The sequence below is a fragment of the Arthrobacter humicola genome, from assembly GCF_022803015.1.
GTDB lineage: Bacteria > Actinomycetota > Actinomycetes > Actinomycetales > Micrococcaceae > Arthrobacter > Arthrobacter humicola_A.
Genome location: NZ_JAFKON010000001.1, coordinates 329,314 through 349,664 on the forward strand (window position 1 = coordinate 329,314; position 20,351 = coordinate 349,664).

At 67.4% G+C, this 20,351-nt stretch carries 18 protein-coding genes; 8 read left to right on the forward strand and 10 right to left on the reverse strand.

Annotated elements, in window-relative coordinates; translation table 11 throughout:
* Positions 1-687 (forward strand): hypothetical protein, encoded by a 687-nt coding sequence (locus tag ARTB_RS01455; protein WP_243177302.1) that lies wholly within the window; start codon positions 1-3, stop codon positions 685-687.
* A 145-nt stretch (positions 688-832) separates the two neighbouring features.
* Here the strand turns inward: ARTB_RS01455 and ARTB_RS01460 are convergent, their stop codons facing one another.
* From ARTB_RS01460 to ARTB_RS01480, 5 genes are all read right to left on the reverse strand, one after another.
* Complete coding sequence (locus tag ARTB_RS01460; RefSeq protein ID WP_243177303.1) at positions 833-1,840, reverse strand: sensor histidine kinase; 1,008 nt, start codon at positions 1,838-1,840, stop codon at positions 833-835.
* A complete protein-coding gene (locus ARTB_RS01465) occupies positions 1,833-2,510 on the reverse strand; it encodes a response regulator transcription factor (RefSeq protein WP_243177304.1) in 678 nt (225 codons plus the stop codon). Before ARTB_RS01465 ends, ARTB_RS01460 begins: the two co-directional genes overlap by 8 nt.
* Before the next feature lie 5 nt (positions 2,511-2,515).
* Positions 2,516-3,259 carry a DedA family protein gene (locus ARTB_RS01470; protein WP_243177976.1) on the reverse strand — a complete coding sequence of 248 codons (744 nt, stop codon included), beginning with the start codon at positions 3,257-3,259 and terminating at the stop codon, positions 2,516-2,518.
* Between the two features lie 2 nt (positions 3,260-3,261).
* Complete coding sequence (locus tag ARTB_RS01475; RefSeq protein WP_243177305.1) at positions 3,262-4,071, reverse strand: phosphatase PAP2 family protein; 810 nt, start codon at positions 4,069-4,071, stop codon at positions 3,262-3,264.
* A 131-nt stretch (positions 4,072-4,202) separates the two neighbouring features.
* Positions 4,203-4,760, reverse strand: coding sequence for a dihydrofolate reductase family protein (locus tag ARTB_RS01480; protein ID WP_243177306.1), 558 nt, complete (start codon positions 4,758-4,760; stop codon positions 4,203-4,205).
* Between the two features lie 150 nt (positions 4,761-4,910).
* On the opposite strand from ARTB_RS01480, the gene ARTB_RS01485 reads away from it, so the two are divergent.
* Positions 4,911-6,017 (forward strand): serine hydrolase, encoded by a 1,107-nt coding sequence (locus ARTB_RS01485; protein WP_243177307.1) that lies wholly within the window; start codon positions 4,911-4,913, stop codon positions 6,015-6,017.
* A 27-nt stretch (positions 6,018-6,044) separates the two neighbouring features.
* Here the strand turns inward: ARTB_RS01485 and ARTB_RS01490 are convergent, their stop codons facing one another.
* From ARTB_RS01490 to ARTB_RS01500, 3 genes are read right to left on the reverse strand one after another with little or no spacing between them, the layout of a single operon-like run.
* A complete protein-coding gene (locus ARTB_RS01490; protein ID WP_028276171.1) occupies positions 6,045-9,185 on the reverse strand; it encodes an efflux RND transporter permease subunit in 3,141 nt (1,046 codons plus the stop codon).
* A 1-nt stretch (position 9,186) separates the two neighbouring features.
* Positions 9,187-9,654, reverse strand: a complete 468-nt coding sequence (locus tag ARTB_RS01495; protein WP_028276172.1) for a hypothetical protein — start codon at positions 9,652-9,654, stop codon at positions 9,187-9,189.
* Positions 9,651-12,845, reverse strand: coding sequence for an efflux RND transporter permease subunit (locus ARTB_RS01500; RefSeq protein ID WP_243177308.1), 3,195 nt, complete (start codon positions 12,843-12,845; stop codon positions 9,651-9,653). Before ARTB_RS01500 ends, ARTB_RS01495 begins: the two co-directional genes overlap by 4 nt.
* A gap of 293 nt (positions 12,846-13,138) precedes the next feature.
* Between ARTB_RS01500 and ARTB_RS01505 the strand changes: the two genes are divergently transcribed.
* Positions 13,139-13,333, forward strand: a complete 195-nt coding sequence (locus ARTB_RS01505) for a DUF1918 domain-containing protein (protein WP_243177309.1) — start codon at positions 13,139-13,141, stop codon at positions 13,331-13,333.
* A gap of 15 nt (positions 13,334-13,348) precedes the next feature.
* On the opposite strand, the gene ARTB_RS01510 is transcribed toward ARTB_RS01505, so the two are convergent.
* Entirely contained in the window at positions 13,349-14,803 is a 1,455-nt protein-coding gene (locus tag ARTB_RS01510) for a DUF5129 domain-containing protein (RefSeq protein WP_243177310.1), read from the reverse strand.
* Between the two features lie 103 nt (positions 14,804-14,906).
* Between ARTB_RS01510 and ARTB_RS01515 the strand changes: the two genes are divergently transcribed.
* The 4 genes from ARTB_RS01515 (at position 14,907) to ARTB_RS01530 (ending at position 17,950) form a co-directional block, all read left to right on the forward strand.
* On the forward strand, positions 14,907-15,428 hold the full coding sequence (locus ARTB_RS01515) for a hypothetical protein (RefSeq protein WP_243177311.1): 522 nt from the start codon (positions 14,907-14,909) through the stop codon (positions 15,426-15,428).
* A complete protein-coding gene (locus ARTB_RS01520) occupies positions 15,425-17,107 on the forward strand; it encodes a DUF5671 domain-containing protein (RefSeq protein WP_243177312.1) in 1,683 nt (560 codons plus the stop codon). The genes ARTB_RS01515 and ARTB_RS01520 overlap by 4 nt, the downstream gene beginning before the upstream one ends.
* Positions 17,108-17,234: 127 nt before the next feature.
* Positions 17,235-17,432 carry a YegP family protein gene (locus ARTB_RS01525; RefSeq protein ID WP_243177313.1) on the forward strand — a complete coding sequence of 66 codons (198 nt, stop codon included), beginning with the start codon at positions 17,235-17,237 and terminating at the stop codon, positions 17,430-17,432.
* A 50-nt stretch (positions 17,433-17,482) separates the two neighbouring features.
* Positions 17,483-17,950, forward strand: coding sequence for an SRPBCC family protein (locus tag ARTB_RS01530; protein WP_079554290.1), 468 nt, complete (start codon positions 17,483-17,485; stop codon positions 17,948-17,950).
* 73 nt (positions 17,951-18,023) lie between these two features.
* On the opposite strand, the gene ARTB_RS01535 is transcribed toward ARTB_RS01530, so the two are convergent.
* Entirely contained in the window at positions 18,024-19,064 is a 1,041-nt protein-coding gene (locus ARTB_RS01535) for an isopenicillin N synthase family dioxygenase (protein WP_243177314.1), read from the reverse strand.
* A gap of 151 nt (positions 19,065-19,215) precedes the next feature.
* On the opposite strand from ARTB_RS01535, the gene ARTB_RS01540 reads away from it, so the two are divergent.
* Positions 19,216-20,331, forward strand: a complete 1,116-nt coding sequence (locus ARTB_RS01540; protein WP_243177315.1) for an alkaline phosphatase family protein — start codon at positions 19,216-19,218, stop codon at positions 20,329-20,331.
* Positions 20,332-20,351: the final 20 nt, after the last annotated feature.

A 20,351-nucleotide genomic window follows, 5' to 3' on the forward strand; every position in this document is an offset into this window, starting at 1 on the left:
ATGACTTCAGTCAATACTTTTGCGCGCCATGCCGCCGTCCTCGCCGCCGCATCCGGCCTGGTCCTGACCAGCGGAATGGCGGCCAACGCCGCCACCGCCCCCGTGCAGCGTGACTCTGCTCCGGCGTCGAACGTCGACATCGCCGGACAGGTCAGTGCCCCCGTCAGTGCCGATTCAAACGTCAAGATCAGCTTCGAGCGCCCCGCAGTGGATTCTGTTGCCGCGCCGGTCATCGAACAGCCCGTCGCGCCGGCTCCGGCTCCCACTGCAGCCCCGGCGGCGGCGGCCAAGGCTCCGGCCAAGCCGGTCATCCAGGTGCAGGCCGCTCCGGCAGCAGCTCCGGCAGCAGCGCCGGCCGCGGCGCCCGCGGGCGGACGCAACGCCATCATGCTCTCGGCCGCCTACAGCCAGGTGGGCATCACCCAGGACTGCACTGCCATGGTGGAAAAGGCCCTTGGCGCCGCGGGTAAGCCCGTTGGCGACATCGGTCCCCGCGCGTTCCTTGGCCTTGGAACCGTTGTAGCGACGCCGCAGCCCGGTGACATGGTGGTCCAGTCCGGCCACGTCGGCATTTACGCCGGCAACGGCCAGGTGGTCAGTGGCGGCATGAACGGCAAGAACCAGACCATGGTCCACCCGCTGTCCTGGCTCACCGCGACCGGCGGCGTGACGTTCGTCCGCGCCTAAGCCGCACGGCCCCGACCCGGGGCCAGACAGTCCGGAAAGACCGGCGGTCGAGTTCCCTTGGGGGCAACTCGACCGCCGGTCTTTCCTGTCTCCGCATTCGGAGGTCCGGGATCCCGATGGCATAGCTTTCCCCGGCGCAGGGTCCTCAGGGATTCCCGCTGCCCATGAGCGGAAGCGTCAATTTCATGACGGTTCCCTCGCCGCCCGTCGCGGCCACCTCGACGGTGCCCCCGGCCGCGACGGCAATCTCACGGACCAGGGCCAGGCCGATGCCAAAGCTCCGCTGTCCCTGTGAGGTGCCGGTGCCGGCCGTCCGCACGAACCGGTCAAAGATCCGGGCCTGATCGACGCCGGTGATTCCGGTCCCGGAGTCCGCCACCGTGATCACGGCGCGCTTCTGCTCGATTGAGGTCGTGATGGACACGCGGCCGCCCGGAGGCGTGTGGGCCAGCGCGTTGTCCGCCAGGGCCAGCACGGCACGCCGCAGCGCATTCTTCTCGATCCGGGCCAGCGGCCGGGCAGCGGCATGGAATTCCAGGCGCACCTGCCGCTGCTCTGCCACCTGCTGGAGGCTGCCGGCGACGCTGGCGGCAGCGTCGGCGAGGTCGGCAGGGGGCGCGGAGCGGTCCGGGGCCCCCGCGGTTGCCGCGAGGAGCAGTTCGTTGACAATCCCTGTCAGCGTCGCGGCGTCCTCCCGGATCCGGGCCAGGTCGTGGCTTTGCCTGGAGCCGGGCACAGTGTTGCGCTGGGCCAGCTGGATCCTGGTGTCCAGGATGGTCAATGGCGTGCGCAATTCGTGGCTGGCGTCCTGGACGAAACGCCGCTCCCTTGCCAGGGCATCACTGAGGGGACGAATCGCGCTGCGCGCGCTGAGCCACCCGACGATGCCGGCCAGCAGGATCCCCGCTACCCCGGCGATGATCATGGCTTCGAGGACATCCTTGGAATCCAGGTAGGTGTAGGCCGTCCCGGCCGTCGCCGAGCCCGGCACTTCAGGATGGGCCAGTTGGTTCGTGAGGTACAGCGCCGTGGCGGCGAGCAGCCCGAGAACCATGACCGCGCACGCAGCACTGATCCGCACCGCGACCTTGAGGGAAGCCTTGCGCAGGATGGAGTGGTCCGGATTTCCGCCGGGCCGCCAGCCGTCACTCATGGGCTTCGCCGATCTGGTATCCGAGGCCGTGCACCGTGCGGATCACGGCTTTGGAGATCTTCCGGCGCAGGTGATGAACATAGGTATCGATCACGCCGGGCTGTTCCGAGGCGTGGAAGCACGCCGCGAGGAGCTCATCCCGGGTGAAGACGCGGTCCGGTTCCGCGGCAAGGGCTGCCAGCAGCTGGCCTTCCTTTGCGGTCAGTGACACCGTTTGCCCGTAGACGGAACGGACGGAGCGCTGCGTTGGATCCAGTTCCCAGTCCCCGATCGCCACCGGTGCCGGGGCCGGGGGAGTGAAAGTCCGCGTCAGTGCGCGCAGGCGTGCTGCCAGTTCGCCGGCGTCGAACGGCTTGGTCACGTAATCGTTGGCGCCGGCGTCCAGGCCCCTGACCTTTTCGTCGGCATCGCCCAGCGCGGTCAGGATCAGGATGGGCGTGGCAATGCCTTTCGACCGCAAAGCCGTGATGAGGGCGATGCCGTCCATGGCGGGCAGCCCGCGGTCCACCACCATGACGTCCCAGCTCCCGGTCAGCCCCTGGTGGAGGCCGTCGCGGCCGTTGGTGACCAACTGGACCCGGTAGTCCGGGTCCAGGAGCTCGGCGATGAGCGGTCCCAGGACGGCGTCGTCCTCGACGAGCAGCAGGGACGGAAGGTCAGCGGAGGTCATGTCAGCTATTCTTCCGCGGCCATTTCCTCAGTCCGCAGTCCGGCCCCGGGTTCTTCCGCCGTGTCGCCGGCGACTTTGTCTGCGGCTGCGCCTGCGCCGCGGGAGTTCCGGCGGCGTTTGAGGAGCTGCACCACCCCCGGCACGACGGAGACGAGCACCATGGCCACGACGATGGCGTCGATGTTCCTGGCGATGATGTCAAAATGCCCCAGCCAGGTGCCAAGCATCGTCACGGAGGCCGCCCAGGCGACGGCGCCGGTGATATTCCACAGGGTGAAGGATTTGTAGTCATAACGCGCGGTCCCGGCGGTCAGCGGAGCAAACGTCCGGACCATGGGGACGAAGCGGGCCAGCACGACGGCGGCCCCGCCGTGGCGGCGGAAGAAGTCCTCCGTGGTGGTCAGGTGCGCTGTCTTCAGGATCCGGGCGTCGTCCTTGAACCATCGCCGGCCAAATTTCCGTCCGAGCATGTAGCCGACCTGGTCCCCGGCGACCGCGGCCGCCGTGACGACGCCGATCAGCACAGGCAACGCCAGTTGCAGCTGCTGGTGCAGAAGTCCTGCGGTGAACAACAGGGAGTCGCCGGGCAGGAAGGGAAAGAGCACGCCCGATTCGATGAAGACCATCACGGCGATCACACCCAGTGCGGCCGGGCCCAACCCGGCGAGCAGGCTTGCCGGGTCCAGCAGGGACAATGTTCCGGCGGCGTGGACGGCCGGAAGGGAGGCAAAAACGTCCAGGACGGGCATTCTCATTTCTCCTCGGCGCCCAGCGGCCGGCTGCCCGAACGGGCCCGGATCCGCGCCGCTATCCGTGGCGCGAGAAGGTTCCACAGTCCCGCGAGCAGGACCACGGCTGCGCTCGAGGCCAGGAACGACGCCGCGACATCCGTGGGGTAGTGGACGCCGATGTACAGCCGTGACCAGGCTACGACGAGGGCCATCACCGCCGCCGCGACGGCCGTGACCTTGGCCCAGCGGGTACCACGGGCCAGGAAGTACACTGCGAATCCCAGTGCCACCGCAAAGGACACGTGGCCGCTCGGGAAGCTGTTGGAACCCGTTTCCGGAGCCAGGGGATCGAACAGCAGGGCAGGGCTGGGCCGCTGGCGGGCCACGAGGAGCTTGAAGAATTCACTTGCCACCCAGCCGGATGATGCCACGAGGCCGAAGGCAATCGCCTTGGCCAGGCCGCCGCGGAACAGCCAGATGTACAGCGCCGCGGCGCCGATCAGCGCGAGGCCCGCCACCGGGCCAAACACGACATTCAGCGCCATCGCGACGGCGGTCAGGGCGGCGGCGTGGTGCTGGCTCAGGTCCTGATCGACCCCGAGCTCGGCGGCACTGAAGCCGGGTGTCAGCTGCGCCGCCAGGCCCAATGCCACGACGGCGGCCGACAGCAGGACGCCCAGCACTAGCCAGTGGCGGACCCGGGGGAGGGCCCACAGCCGGGGACCCGCGGCGGGGCGCACGGCGTCGGGACGGTTTGGTGCTCCACTTCGGCTGAGTGCTCCAGCACCGCCCAGCGGCGCATCGCTCTTAACAGGGGCAGGTCCAGTCATGGGATCCTCCGGCTCGGGACAAGGGCGCCCGGACAGGCGACGACTCCCACTCTTCCGCCAGCCCGTTAAGAAACGCTTAAGAAAGTGTCGCGGCGCCGGCCGAGGGGCTACGTCTGGATGATCCGTGCCGGCTACGCGGCGTAGCGCAACAGCGCCACCCCGTTGCCGAAGGCACGCGTCTCCAGCAGCCGGAGCTGGGCTATGCTGTCCGCAGCCTTGAACAGGGGCCGGCCCCGTCCGATCAGGACCGGATGGACATACAGCCAGTATTCGTCGAGCAGCCCGAGCCGCCGGAAGGTGTCGGCCAGTTCTGCCCCGCCCAGGGCCAGGTCCCCGCCCGACTGCTCTTTCAGGGCCAGCACTTCTTCCGGCACCACATCCCGGACCACGGTGGTGTTCCAGGCGGCAGATGTCAGCGTCCGGGAGTAGACGATCTTGGGCATGTCCCGCCAGATCCGGGCGAACTCGGCCATCACTGCGCCGGCGGCCGGGTCCTGGTCCGCGGTGGGCCAGAACCCTTCCATCAGCTCGTACGTGACGCGGCCGTCAAGGAAGGCGCCCATCGTGCTGAGCTGTTGGTTGAAATGGCGGTGCAGCTCGTCGTCGACCATGTGCCAGCTGATGTCGCGGTCCGGGCCCTCGAAGAATCCGTCGAGGGACACCTGCATGGCCAGGATGATTTTGCGCATCGCCGCTCCTTACGTTTTCACCAGCGTACGCCGCTGCTTCGGATGGCAGACCCACTTTTTCCCGGAGCCGTACCCTTGCGCGGGAAGCCGCCAGGGGGAAGAATGCTGGAAGTCTATGGCCCCACCGCGGTCAGTCACCTTCGGGGAAGCATGATGCCTGCGAACGATTCGAACAACAGCACGGGGCCGGTCCCGAAGCCTGAACCGGCGCCGCGCCACTACCGCTCCGGCGGGCACCGGGCCAACGACGGTTCCCGGCCCGGTCCGCGGTCCCTCGCCCGGCGTGCGGGGAGGACCCGGCGACAGTATCTGACGGCGGCCGCCGTCGCACTTGCCCTTGTGGCTGCCGGCGTCTATGCAGGCGTCCAGGCGGCGCTACCCGTTGACCCGCCGGCCGCTGCAGCGACGCCAACGGCGCCGGTCACGGATGCCGGCCGGACCGTTCCGCCGGCATCTGACCTGCCCGCAACTGCTTCGCCTACTACTGCTTCGCCCGCGGCCGGCGCCGTCTCGGCGGCCGCCGGGAAGCCCGCTGAGATCCCCGCCGTGCCTGCCGTCGCGGTCCCGGCCATTGACCCGGAACTGGACAGCCAGATCAACGGGATCATCGCGGCCAACAGTGCCTATGCCCTGGGGGTGTCCTTGATCGATGTCTCCGACGGCGTGGTCCACGGCTATGGGATCCAGGACAAGTTTGTGGCCGCCAGCACGGCAAAGATTCTGGCCGCGTCGGCGTATTACCACCTCGTTGAGACCGGCCGCGCCTCGCTGACCGCCCCCATGGGCAACTCGACGGCCGGCACCCAGATCCGCCGGATGGTCCAGCAGAGCAACAACGACTCGTGGGCGCTGATCCTGCGGGCGGTCGGCGCGCGGGGCATCACGGATTACGCCGCCTCGATCGGGATCACCTACGACCGCACGGTCAACCTGCTGACGCCCACAGAAATGGCCAGGACCCTCCAGCTGCTCTACACGGGACAGCTGCTCAATGCCCGCAACACCGCCCAGCTCCTGTCCTATATGCAGAACACCAACTTTGAGACACTGATCCCGCCGGCGGTTCCGCCCGGAGTAGGGGTTCACCACAAGTATGGGCTGCTGTTCGGAAACCTGCATGACGCGGCCGTCCTGGACAAGGACGGCCGGGCCTTCGTGTTCGTCGTGTACACCCGCGGCAGGAATTACTCCGATATGGGCCCCCGCACCCAGATCATTCAGCAGCTCACCCGGACCGTGACCGCCGCCCTTTTCTGATGGTTGAGGTTCTGACGCCTGCCGCTGTTAGACGGACACCGGCCCGGCGGCAGCGCGTTCCTTCTCCCTGGTCTTCCTGGACTTGGCGAACCGGAGATAGAGCGAGGGCACGATGAACAGATTGAGCAAGGTGGAGGTGACCAGGCCGCCCAGGATAACCACGGCCATGGGGTGTTCAATTTCATGGCCCGGGATGTTGCCCATGACAACCAGGGGTACCAGGGCAAGCCCGGTGGCCAAGGTGGTCATGAGGATGGGCGAGAGCCGCTCCGCCGCCCCGCGCATCACCAGGTCGCGGCCGAAAGTTTGGCCTTCAAAGGTTTCCAGATGCTGGCAGTGGTTGATCAGCAGGATGCCGTTGCGCGCGGCGATCCCCATCACCGTGAGGAAGCCAACGAGGGACCCGAGGGACAGGACGCCGCCGGTCATGTAGGCGGCAATGACCCCGCCCACCAGGGCTACCGGCAGCGTCAGCAGCGACAGGACGGCCAGCCGCCAGCTGCGGAAGGACGCCTGCAGCAGCAGGAGGATCAGGACAAGTGCCGCCGCGGAGTAGATCATCAGGCGGTTCGTTGCCGCCTCGCGTTCGGTGTATTCGCCGAGCAGCTGCACGCTGTAGCCGGTGGGGAGCTCCAGGCTCTCCAGACGCGATTTCAACTCACCGACCACTGTTCCCATATCCGCTCCGTTGGCCAGGAAGGATCCCACCTCGACGCGGCGGGATCCGTTGGTGCGGTCGATCTGGTTCGGCGTCGCCTGCAGGCTCACGTCCGCGACATCGGCGAGGCGCACCCGCGCTCCGCTGGGCGTATCGATGGGCAGATCCTCGATGCTGGTGACGGAGGAGCGGGTGGCCGGGGTGCTCCAGACCTGGACGTCGTAGGCCCGGCCGTCCCGGAAGACGTCGCCGACCTCCTCGCCTGCCACGAGTGTCGCGGCCGCGCGCCGGACATCGCCCGGTTTGAGGCCGTACTTCTGCGCCGCGGCCAGATTAACCGTCACGGCAATCTGGGGGACTTCCACCTCGAGGGACACATGCGGGTCCTCGGTGCCCTCAATCGAGTCCATGATGGTCTTGACCCGTTGCGCCTGTTCCCGGAGCACATTGAGGTCGTCTCCGTAGACCCGGACCAGGATGGGTTCGCTGGCGCCGGTGATGACCTCTTCAATCCGCTCCTTCAGATAAGTCTGGACGTCACGGTGCAGCCCCGGGTAGCCGTTGACCACGTCCTCCACGGCGGCCACTGTCGCGTCGTAGTCGGCGTGGCGGTCGATGCTGATCCAGTGTTCGCCGGCATTGACACCGACGATCTCGTCCGCGGCAAATGCCTGCCCGATGTGCGTGCCGCAGTTCAGGACGCCGGGGACCTTGAGGAATTCCTCACAGCCGCGCTGGGAAATCCTGAATTCTTCGGCGGCAGACGTACCCGGTTCGGAGATCCAGTGCATCAGGAAGTCCCGTTCCTTGAACGTGGGGAACAGGGAAGAACCCATCAGGGGAGCGAGGACCAAACCCACCACCGCCAGCACGCCAAAGCCCGCGTAGCCGAACCGGGGCCGGTTCATGGCCTTGGACAGGGCGGCGTGGTAGCCGCGTTTGAGCACCCGGACCAGCGGCGCATCGCGTTCTTCGAGTTTGGCGTTGCCCAGCAGAATTAGGGCAAGAGCCGGCGTCACTGTCAGCGCCACGAACATCGAGGCCAGGACAGCCAGGGTGTAGGAGACGGCCAGCGGCCGGAAGAAGACGCCGGTCAGACCGTCCAGGAAGAAGATCGGTACGGCGGCGACCACAATGATCAGGGTCGCGTAAACGATCGGGCTGCGCATCTCCAGGGAGGCTTTCAAGACCACCGATGCCGCAGATTCGTCACTGCCCCGGGCGCGTCGCTGCCGCAGGCGGCGCATGATGTTCTCGACGTCGATGATCGCGTCATCGACCACGACGCCCACCGCAATGACCAGCCCCGCAAGGACCATCGTGTTGATGGAGCTGGACGTGAAGTAAAGCACCAGTGCGGCTGTAAGCAGGGACAACGGAATGGCGATGATGCTGATCAAGGCCGTGCGCCACTGGAAGAGGAACGCGACGAGGATCATGACCACCAGCAGGCAGCCCAGCAACAGCGCGATGCTGAGGTTGGAGATCGCCTCCTCGACGAAGCTGGCGGGCCGGAAGATCGTGGTGTCGAAGTTGATACCGCTCAGGCCCGGCTGCAGCTCGTGGAGGGCCTCCTCCACGCCTTTGGTCACGTCCAGTGTGTTGCCCCAAGGCAGCTTCTCGACGATCAGCATGAGCCCGTGACCGTTGTTGATCACGGCGTCACCAATCAGCGGCTGATGGTCCTCGACAACCTGGGCAACGTCGCCCAGGTGCAGCGCCACGCCGTCCTTTTCCCGAATCGTCACCTGGGCCAGATCCGCGGGCGTCTGGATCGGCTGGACGTGGCGGACGCCCATCCTCTGGGTCGGACTGTCAATGAAGCCGCCGGTGCCGATGAAGCGTCCCGGCGAGTACTTCAGCAGCCCGGCGTCGAGGGCGCCGGCGGTGACTTCCATGACCTGGTTGAGGGAGACGTTCTGGGCCTTGAGCTTGTCAGGCTCCACCTGGACCTGCAGCATCTGGAGCCGCTCGCCCCAGATGGCCACGTTGGCCACCCCGGGGACCCGCAGCAGACGGGCCCGGATGGTCCAGTAAGACAGCATGGACATTTCGATGAGCGAATGTTCCGACGACGTCATCCCGATCTTCATCACGCGGCTGGTCGCGGACAGCGGCTGCAGCATCACCGGCGGGGCCGCCCACGTCGGCAGCGCCGCGGTCACCGACGCCATCCGTTCCGAGACGAGCTGACGGGCGTTGAGCAGGTCAGTGCCTTGATGGAAGAGCAGCACGATCGAGGACAGCTGGGGCACGGACTTGGACCGTATCTCGTCCAGGCCCGGCATGCCGCTCACGGCGGCCTCGATCGGCACACTGACGAGCTCTTCGACTTCCTGGGCGGTCAACCCGAGGCATGCGGTCTGGATTTCGACGCGCGGCGGGGCGAATTCCGGGAAGACATCCACGGATGCGGCGCCCAACTGCAGGGAACCGAGCAGCATCACGGCGCACGCGAGGGCGACAACAACCGTCTTGAAACGGAGGCTGATCCCGATGAGCCAGCGCATGTCACTCGGCCGTATCGAATTCGGTCCCGAGAAGTTCCTCGGCACCTGTCGTGACGACGACGGTCCCTGCCGGCGGCCCGTCCGTCAGGACGGCAACGTCGCCGTTGATGCGCTGGACCGTGATCGCTTGGCGGACATAGACGCGGGGCTCAGGGTTGGTGTAGACCCACGCCTTGCCCGAGCTGTCGTACAGGATGGCCCCGTAGGGGGCAGTGAGCTTCCCGGTCTTGGGATCCACTGCAATCACCGCTGTCGCGATCCCAACCCGTTCGACGGCGTGGTCGGTGAGGGTGAGCCGGTGAAGGTCCGTGCCCGGGACTTCAGCGATCGCCGCCGGTTCGCCTTCGGACGGTGCGGCCTCCGGTGCCTGGGCGCAACCTGTAGCGGAGAGCGCCGTGAACGCCGTCACGATCAATGCAGTGATGAAAACCGCGACCTTGTTGCCCCGCGGCGAAGGTGTGGAGTTCATGACGCACCCCGGCTTTCAGTTGGTGCAGCGGTGCCCTGGCCGGCGGGCGCGCCGGGTGCCTGCTGCGGCTCGAACCGAAGCAGCACAGCGGGCACGACAAACAGGGTGAAGAAGGAAGTCGTCAGCAGGCCGCCCCAGATGATCACGGCCAGCGGCAGGATGATTTCCGCTCCGACGACGCCGCCCAGCAGGACCAGGGGCAACAGCACCAGGGCCGTGATCACGGTGGACATCAGGACGGGTCCCAGCCTCTCCCTGCTTCCGCGGACCACCAGCGCGGGCCAGGGCGCTTCAGCATCGGTTGCCCGCAGGTCCCGTACGTGGCTTGCCAGCAGGAGGGCGCCGCGGACGGCGATACCCAGGACTGCGGCGAAGGCGACCAGGGCGACCAGGGCGTTGACGCCCCCGGTGGCCTGGGCGGCCAGCACGCCGCCGGACAGTGCCAGGATCAGGCCCAGGAAGAGCGGGGCGGCGAGCCGCCAACTCCCCGTCGCCGTTTGCAGCAGCACCAGGATGCCGGCTGCGGCGACCGCAGCGAGCAGCCAGAGCCACTGGTAATTACTTTGCTGCTGGGCGTACTGGGTGAGGATCTCGGCGTGGTAGGACATCGGGAACTGCATCTGCTGCAGGGACGCGTTGATGTCACGCTGGATGTCGCCCAGCGGGCGACCCTGGATGTCAGCCTTCACGTCAATGCGGCGCGAGGTGTCATCGTGCAGGATCACGGATTCATTCCCGACCATGGTCACCTGCGCGACGTCGCCGAGGCGGGCGTGCCCGCCGTTGGGGGTGTCGATGATCAGGTTGCGGACGCTGTCCAGGCTGCTGCGGGTGGCCGCGGCGCCCTTGACGATGACGGAGAAGACTTTCTGCTCTTCGTACAGGTTGCCGACTTCAATGCCCTGCAGGAGGGCGGCTGCCGCGCGCCGGACGTCGCCGGGGACGACGCCGGCCTTTTGGGCCGCGGCGAGGTTCACCTTGACTTCGGCGATGGGCTGTTCGGCGGGCAGGTCGACGTGGGGATTAGCCACCCCGGCCGTGTGCTCCAGGATTGTTTTGACCTCCGCCGCCTTCTGCCGCAGGATCGCCGGGTCGAGTCCGAACACCCGGACGGCAAAGCCGCTGTCGGCTTCTTCCCGGATCTGGTCGATGCGTTCCTGCGGGTAGGTGGAGACCTTGCTGGTCAGGCCCGCATAACCGGCGATCACGCGGTCGACGGCGGCGGCCGTGTCGGCGTAGGCCGCCTCGGGGGCCACGGTCACCCACAGCTCGCCGGAGCTGACGTCGCCGACCTGATCGGAGGTGATTGCGCGCCCGATGTGTCCGCCAACGTTGGCCACGCCCGGCAACGTGCGCAGTTCGTCGGCCGCCGCCTCGGTGATCCGGCTCATTTCCTGGTCCGAGGTTCCGGCGATCGCGCTCCAGTGCACCACCAGGGTCTTGTCCGCCAGGACGGGCACCACGGGATGGGTTCCGGCCAGCTGTGGTGCGAGTGCCAGTCCGGCCAGCGCCACAACGGCGGCGGCGGCGAACACCCACCGGGTTTTCCCTGCCAGTCGCTTCACGTAGCCGCCGTAGGCGCCTTCAAGCCGCCTGAGGGACCGCCTCTCCGGGGCCTTGGAACCCGCGGGAAGGACGAACGCGAGGGCGGCCGTGACGGTGAGGGCGACGATCATCGAGACAACCAGGGCGATCAGGTAGCTCTGCACCAAGGGTCCGAACAGGGCGCCGTTCTCACCCGGGATGAACAGTGCGGGCGCGAGGGCCAAAGCCATGATCAGCAGTGAGTAGAGCATTGGCGTGCGGGCTGCCCGCAGGGCGCCCGGGATCACTGAATCACGTGGCTGCCCATCCTGTGCCGGCGTGGACTCAGTCCCGCCGTCGGCCGTTTCGCGGCGGGACTTGGCCTCGGCCCTTCGTGCCCGGGCGATGCCGCTGAGGTCTTCCGCGACGTCTCCGACGATGACCGCCAGTGCCAGCACCAGGCCGGCCATGACCATGGTGTTCATCCCGGTGCCGCGCCAGTCGATCACCAGCGCCGCCGCGGTCAGCGACACCGGGATCGTGATCAGGCTGATCAAGGCGGTGCGCCAGGAGCGGAAGAAGGCCCCAAACAGGGCGACAATGAGCAGCAGTGTCACGAGCAGGGCGGCGCCGAGCGTCCCGATTTCTTCGTCGATAAAGGACGCCTGCCGGTAGACGCTTGTATCTATCGCGACCCCGGGCAGGCCGGGCTGGAGTGCGTGCAGGGCCTCGTCAACGCCCCGGGTCACGTCCATCGTGTTGGTCTCCGGGAACTTCTCGATGACCAGCAACAACTCGGCTTCCTTGCTCAGCAGGGCATCGCCGATCAGCGGCTGGTGGTCTGTTGACACCGTGGCCACGTCTTTGAGCAGGAGATTGCCTGGCGCACCCTGGACGGGGACCTGGCCCAGGTCCTCCGGCGTGGTGATCGGCAGGACATGCTGGACACCGATCCGCTGGTGTCCCGTCTCGAAGAAGCCGCCGGTGCCGGGTGTGGACGCCTCCAGGTAGCTCAGTGGCGAGACCCACACGGAGTTGCCGGTCGTCTTGATGATTTCATCCAGCGTGACGCCCTTGGCTTCGAGCTGCGCCGGGTCCACCAGGACCTGGAGTTGCTGGTCGCGCTGGCCCCAGATCGCCACGTTGGCGACGCCTGGCACGGCCAGGAGCCCGGGTTTCATGGTCCAGCGGGCCAGGACGGACATGTCGATGGCCGACATGTCCTTGGAGGTCAGCCGGATCATCATGACCCGGCTGGTCGAGGACAGCGGTTGCATCAGCACGGGCGCCGCCGAAACATTGGGCAGTGCGCGAGCCTGGGTCAGCCGCTCCGAGACCAGCTGGCGTGCGCGGAGGAGGTCGGTCCCCGGCTTAAAGACCATCTGGATCGAGGACAGGCCAGGGACGGATTTGGACCTGATGGCCTCCACCCAGGCGACGCCGTTCAGCAGGTCGGCTTCCATGGGTGAGGTGATGAGCTGCTCAACCTCGGCGGCCGACAGTCCCAGGGCTTCGGTCTGGATCTCCACCTGCGGCGGGGCAAATTCCGGGAAGGCGTCCACGGACATGCTCGGCAGGCTGGTGAGCCCGAAGGCCAGGATTCCCGCGGCTGCTGCCAGGACCAGGAGCCTGAACTGCAGCGTCCAGCGCACGATTGCCCGCATCATGGCCGGTACCCCGCAAGCCCCACAGGAGTGTGCACGTCAAGGTCGGTGAAGCTTCGGCGTCGTCGGCAGCCCGGGCCGTCGGGATGGGCGGAGGGACGGAGCCGGTCGTGGAGCGGTCCTGCCGCGAAACCGATCACCGGGAAAAGGGTGCTGACTGCTTTTCCTGCTTGGCCAACTGCACATTTACGGTTCACGGCGCGGCTCCTCAACCTCAGGCCATAGCGCCCCCCAGCCGATAAGAGCCATAATGATCTTCGGGCACACAGGCGTCAATAGAGATACAGGTGATCGCCATGAAAGCAGTCGCAGGGGACCGCATCGTCATCCGGGGGACCACGGTCGAATCCACGGACCGGCACGGTCTGATCCTTGAAGTGAAGGGTGCCGACGGTGCGCCGCCGTACCTGGTCCGGTTCGACGACGGCCACGAGACGATCATGTTCCCCGGTGGAGATTTCGCCGTCGAAAAGGCCGCGAGCGGGCCCTAAGTCCGTTAGCGCGCCCTAGAAACTCGACGAACTTCCGGACCCGGAAAAGCTTCCGCCGCTGGACCCGTACCCGGTGGTGGTGCCGCCGCCGCGCGCGCTGCTGACGCTGCTGACGCCGCTGCTGAAGCCGGTGTTGAAGCTCGGGACAGAGAAGAAGTAGTAGGACGGGTACACCGTTCCGAGGATGCTCGGCTCGTACGTGCGGCCGTATCTTGCCTTCGTTCCCGCCTGCGCGCTGTCCATTTCCTCGCGCATGAGCCCGGCTTCCTTCTCATTGCGGGCAAAGGCCTGGATCAGGGTGTCGGCGTGACTTTTCAACAACTCCGAGAGGTGGGTCCGGGCGTCACGCAACCGGTCCAGCGCCGTTTCGGGTGTGATGGAGCCATCCGCCAGTTCCGTCGACCAGCGCTCCATGTTACGCCGGCTTTCATCGCGGAAGGACCGCAGTGCCACCGCCGTCGCTGAGGTTCCCTCGGCCCGGCGCTGGCTGAGCAGGTCTTCCACGCCGTCCAGATCGTTGCGGAACGGCGCGAGCTGGCGGTCCCAGGCGGCCGGCCAGGACGAGCCCCGGTTGAGCAGGGCATTGGTATCGGCGATCACGTCGTCCAGGGCGTCGAGTTCGGCCGCGGCGTCGGCGTAACTCCGGACCAGTTTGAGGTTGGGCCGGCGGCTCAGGTCCCGGCTGCCAAGGGCGTGTACCTGGTTGGAAAGTTCGGTGGCCGTGCCGTAGCGGTTCATGAACGTGCGGTGTTTTTCCAGCACCGTGCTCCCGTACCGGGAGGACTCGGGAATGGTGCTGGCGTTGAGCTCGGTCACCTGCAGGTCCATGCTGACACTGGCGTAGCTGGCGTCGCCCCGGGCCAGTTCCTTCCGGCTGGACACCCGGGTCCGCCACCGCGCGATCAGCCACGCCGCGGCTGCGCAGACCGCGGCTGCCACCGCCGCCCAGGCTGTGACGAGGAAGGCTGTGGAACGGTACCACGGCTGATTGATGAGTTCGGCGCCGCGGCGGATCCCGGCAATGGTGCCCTCGGTCCACTGCGCATCGCGAAGCAGCTCTTTGGCGGCGTTCTGGATGTCCTCGCGCTGTTCGGGCGAGACCTTCCGGTCCTCACCCATGTACGTCCCCACATGCCGGCCCACCGGATCCAGGGCTAAGATGAACAGTCCGTCTGCCCACTTCTGCCCGTCAGCACTGATCCATTCGGGATGTTCGGTGCGGGCGAACCGCAGGACTTCTTCGTTCAGATTGTCGGCGGCAGTGCCGTTATAGGTGTACACCGCAACTTTGGTGGGCTCATAAAAGTCGGTGGCCTGTACCGCCGGCAGCAGCGTCCGCTGGTCCAACACCCCGGCGCGGTCTTCGACGACGACGGCGGTCGGCGTCGTGGCGAGCGCGGCCGGGGCGCCGCCGAGAAGGCCGGCCATCAGTACAACAGCAGCGGCGAGGGCGTTGCGCATGATTCCCATTTTCCGAGCGTAGTGGCTGGCTTCGGCCGCGTCGACGCGGACGCCGCGGAAAGGGGACGAAAGACATCGTGACCGTGCGCTGGACGGCGTCCATACTTTGGCCATGAGGCCGCCGCCTGAAGGACCGCCGGAGGAGCCCGGCCCGGAAAAGCCGGGGGAGGCGGGGGAGCCGCGCCGCACCAGGCCTGGCCGGACCCTGCTGGCCATCATGGCCGCGATCGCGGTGATCGTGATCATCGCGCTGGCAGTGGTCTTCACCCGCGGGGAGCCCGCGCCCCTGGCCGAGTCAACGCCCGCCGGCGTCGCGCAGCGCTATGCCGCAGCCGTCATTGCCGGGGATGAGACGGCCGCCTCCGCCTACCTGACGCCGGCCGCCCGGAGCAAGTGCACAACCGGGGCCCGCCCTTCGGCCCGGAACCTGCGAGTCACGCTGGTGTCCACCACCGAGCGGCCGGAATCCGCGGACGTGAGGGTGCTCATCACTGTGTCCGAGCCGGGCGGTCCCTTCGGCAGCGCCGAATACCAGGTGGAGGACGCGTTCGATCTCGTTCGGGCGGGCAATGGCTGGCTGATCGACACCGTGCCCTGGCCGCTGGCAGTGTGCACCGGCGAGGCGAAGCAATGAGCGCCCAAGGGACAGTGCGCCGGCTCATCACCTACGCGCTGCTGTTCGCACTGGTGGTGACAACCGCCGTCGGGCTCAGCGGACTGCTGGGCCGCCTGCTGGTGGCGGGGACAGAGCTGGCCCCGGACGACGTCGCCGGGCTCGCGCGCTCGCTGGCGTTCGCCCTGATTGGCGGGCCGCTCGCGGCCCTTTTGTGGTGGGCGGTGTGGCGGCGGCTCGAGGACCCGGTGGAGCGGTCCGCCATCGGCTGGGGTCTCTACCTGGCAGGCGCCTACCTGCTCGCCCTGCTCATCGCGGCCACCAATGTGCTGAACGCTCTGTCCTCGCTGATCGGCGGGCAGGGCCTTCAGTGGCGGCTGTCCCTGGCCACCGGTCTGGTGTGGGCTGCGGTCTGGGCCTGGCACCGGTGGATGTGGCGTGACCCCCGGAAGAATCCGACAGACCTCTCCGGGGTCCCTACGGTGCTCGGCTCGGTGCTGGGGCTCGTGCTGGGCGTGGGCGGCGCCGTCGCAGCCTTATCCACCTTGCTGGATGCCGCCCTGCGGGGAGCCGCGACGGAAGTGTCGGTGGGCAAACCGTGGTGGGTGTCGGCGCTGCAATCCCTGGTCTGGGCCGTCGGCGGAACCATTATCTGGTGGCGGCATTGGAATCACGACGGCGGCCGGAGGCTGCGGACCGGGCTGGCCGACGTCGCGCTCATCACGGTCGGGGTGCTTGGCGCGGGCGTTCTGACCTTGGGCGGAGCCGGCGTGGCGCTCTTCGTGGTGCTTCGCCTGCTAGTTGACCGTTCCGAACCGCTGGAGCTCCTGCTGGAGCCCCTCGCGCCGGCTGTGTCCGCGGCCGCCATCGGCTGCCTCGTCTGGGTCTACCACCGCAACGTCGCGCGCGGCCGCTCAGAGGCCACGCTTCAGGGCGGCAGGCTGGTGACCTCCGGCGTCGCCCTGGTCGCGGCAGCGTCCGGGATAGGCGTGATCGTCAACTCGGTCCTCGCCATGACGGCGACGCCGCTGGCCGGCGCCGGGGCGCGGACGCTGCTCCTTGCGGGAATCAGCTCGCTCCTGGTTGGCGGGCCGGTCTGGTGGCTTGCGTGGCGGCGCGTGGAGCAGTCGGCGGCGACCGGCGCCGGCCTGAACGCGCGCCGTATCTACCTGGTGGCCGTGTTCGGCCTGAGCGCGGTGGTGGCGGTGGTCACGCTGCTGGTGATCGGGTTCCGGATGTTCGAGTTCGTCCTGGGCGAGGTCAGCGGGGGAAGCCTCGTGGACCGGATCCGCGCACCCCTGGGGCTCCTGGTCGCCACGGGACTCGTGTTCGGGTACCACTTTGCCGTGTGGCGGCAGGACCGCGCCGTGCTCGCCGCGGCCGGTCCGGTCCGTCCGCGAACCATCGGCCACGTGTTCCTCGTGGCGGGATCGGACCCCGCACCGCTGCGGCGCGTCATCGGCGAGGTCACCGGGGCCGGCGTCACGGTCTGGAAACGGGCCGACGGCGGAGCCGGCGCCGCCGGTTTTGCCGGTGCTGGTGTTGCCGGCGTTGCCGGCGTTGCCGGTGGGGACGTCGCGGGCGATGCCGGGGCCCAGGAGAAGCGGTTGGCGGCCGCACTGGAGGGTGTGGCGGCGCCCCGGGTTCTGGTCGTTGCCTATCAGCACGGGGGAATTGACGTCATCCCGCTGCAGGGCTGACCGGCCTGTCCTGAGCCTGGTCGGGCCAGGCAACCGAAGGACTCTGGTCAGCCGGTTGCGGCGGCGCTAATCTGATCCGTGCCGGCTCCCCGGCCGGCCACAACAACGGAGAAATCAGGGATGCACCATGGCTGGCAAGTATGAGGTCTACAAAGACAAGTCCGGCGGATTCCGGTTCCGGCTTAAGGCCTCCAACGGCGAGGTGATCGCCTCCTCGGAGAGCTACAAGACCAAGGCGAGTGCCATGGGCGGGGTCGAGTCCGTCAAGAAGAACGCGGCCTCGCCGGTGGTCGATCTGACGGAGGCAACCGCTGAGAAGGGGTGAACCCGCAGGGCACGCGTCCGGTTGGGCCGGTCACCGCCTAGGATTGCCGCATGTCTACTTATGAAGTTACCCGCAGCGCAGTCATTCCAGCCCCGGCGCAGGACATCTTTCCGCTGGTCAACAGCTTCCACGAATGGACCAAATGGTCCCCTTGGGAGGCCGTTGATCCGGCCATGGAACGGAGCTACTCCGGCAGCGACTCCGGCGTCGGTGCCAAGTACACCTGGAGCGGAAACCGCAAGGCCGGCTCCGGCACCATGGAAATCGTGGACACGGCCGAGCCGCGCAACATCAAGATCCGTCTGGAATTCACCAAGCCCTTCAAAGCGGTCAACCCCACCTCCTTCACGTTCACGCCCTCCGGTGACGGGACCCAGGTCACCTGGACGATGACCGGGGAGAACAAGGGCATCGGCAAAGTGTTCGCCCTGTTCATGAACATGGACAAAATGGTCGGCGCCGACTTCGAAAAGGGCCTGGCCGCGCTGGCCGGCGCCGTGAAACAGCGACAGGCCTGAACGGGGGGGGACGCCGCCGGGCGGGCCGGGCGGCTCGTCATTCCCGGCACGCTGGCCGGTGTGCTGCTGCCGTTCAGGCCTGCCCGGTGGTCCGGACCAGTTCCGGGTGATGAATCCGGGCGACCTCGGGGTGGGCCCGCAGCCAGCCTTTGAGCACGTTTGCGCCGTAGGACGCGAGCATCGGATTGTCCGGATCATCGGTGACCCCCCGGGACCGGGCCGCGAGTGCGGGAGGCAGGGGCACTGGCTCAATGACGGCGTCGAGCCGGGGCGAGAAGAAGAAGGGGACCGTGTAGCGGTCGACGCCGGCCGGGGGCGCCTCGACGCGGTGGATGGTGGCGGCCAGGTAACCCTGAGTCGCGACTTCGAGCATTTCGCCCAGGTTGATGACCAGGGCCCCTGGAATGGGTTCGACCGGAATCCAGCTGTCCGTGCCCGGCGGGAGTACCTGCAGGCCGCCGACCTGGTCCTGGAGCAACAAGGTGACGAAGCCGTAGTCCGCGTGCGCGCCGACACCCTGCGGACCGGCATCAGCGACGACGCCGCCGACGTAGTGGACCAACTTGGCCATCCAGGCAGGTGAGTCCCGGAAGGGTTCATCGAAGTATCCTTCGGGCAGTTCCAGCGACACGGCGATGGCGCTGAGCAATTCGGCCCCGACGCCGGACATCCGTTCCGCCCAGGCCATGCACACGGTGCGCAGCTCGGGCAACGCCCGGTCCGGCATCAGGTTCGGCCCTTGGACCAGCCAGTACGGCTGATCCGGCGGGTAGTCCTCGACGGCGGGGCGCTCCGGTCCAAAATCCAGCTGCTCCCGCGCGTCCGGCCGCCCCTGGGTGATTTCGTGGCCCAGCCGCGTGTAACCGCGGAAATGGGGCGAGAGCCGGTTGTCCAGTTCCAGCCGTGATTCAAGCGGAAGCTCGAAAAAGCGCCGCGTGACGTCGAAGAGCTCATCCACCTCGGCGGCAGGGGCCCCGTAACCCGTCAGCTGGAAGAAGCCCACCCGGTGCGTGGCGTCGCGCAGTGCATCAATAAACGCCGGGTCAAACGTGCCGTCCAGCCCCCTGGCGGTACTCAGGTCCAGGAGCGGAATGGAATCCGATGGTGCGCCCATGAGTGCAAACTACCACCACAGCATTCACTACTGAACTCATTCCCAGCAACTGTGCAGGGTCCTCGCGGGTATTCTTGACCGCGGTGTGAAAGAGTGCAGACACCGAAGCCGCCAAGGCCACGCTGACAGGTCAATCAGAAAGCCGGAATCCATGAGCCGGACTGCCACGATAAATCATCGACGAATCGCCGCGCGTCTGCTTGTTGCAGCAGTCCTGGTGGCATCGGCGGCGGCGTGCGAGCCGGGGCCGCCGGGCGGCAATCCGGGTCCCACTGCCGGGGGCACTGCCACCACGGGGGCGCCGTCGAAGCCCGGGCACGTGTTCGTCATCAATCTCGAGAACAAGGGCTACAACAAGGTGTGGGGCGCAGGCTCGGAGGCCCCCTACCTGTCGCAGACGCTCCGCAGCCAGGGTGTCCTGCTTTCCAAGTACTACGGGATCGCCCACAATTCGAACCCGAATTACCTGGCCCAGATCTCCGGCCAGCCGTCCAACGCCATGACGCGGGAGGACTGCCCCACCTACGCGGCGTTTGAGCTGACGGGGACGGGCGCGCTCGGCCTGGCGGAGGGCGCCGGCTGCGTCTATCCGGCCTCGGTCCCCACGGTCGCCGGGCAGCTCAGTGCCGCAGGCAAGACCTGGAAGGGCTACATGGAAGACATGGGCACGCCGTGCCGTCATCCCGACCTCGGCGGGCAGGACACCAGCCAGGGCGCCAAGGTGGGTGACCAGTACGCAACGCGGCACAACCCGTTCGTGTATTTCCAGGCCATCACCTCGTCGCCGGACTGCCAGAGCAACGTGGTGGACTTCAGCGAACTCCGCGGTGACCTCCAGTCCGTAGCCACCACCCCCAACCTGTCCTACATCTCACCCAATCTTTGCAATGACGGCCACGACAACCCCTGCGTCGACGGCAGTGCAGGCGGACTGGCCACCGCCGACACTTGGCTGAGCCAGCAGGTCCCGGCCATCCTGGACTCCCCGGCCTTCAAACAGGACGGGATGCTGGTGATCACCTTCGACGAGTCCGAGGGCAAGACAGTTGGGCCCTCAGGGCTGCTGCCCGGAGGAACGGCCGGCGGCAGGATTGGTGCACTGGTCCTCTCGCCGCTCACCAAGGGCGGCACGACGTCGGACCGGCCGTACAACCACTTCAGCCTCCTGGCCAGCATCGAAGACGCCTTCTCGCTCCCGCGCCTCGGATACGCCGGGGCGCCGGGCCTGGACAGTTTCGGCGGGGACGTCTTCAATGCGGGGTCCTAGCGCGTCACCTATCTCCTAGC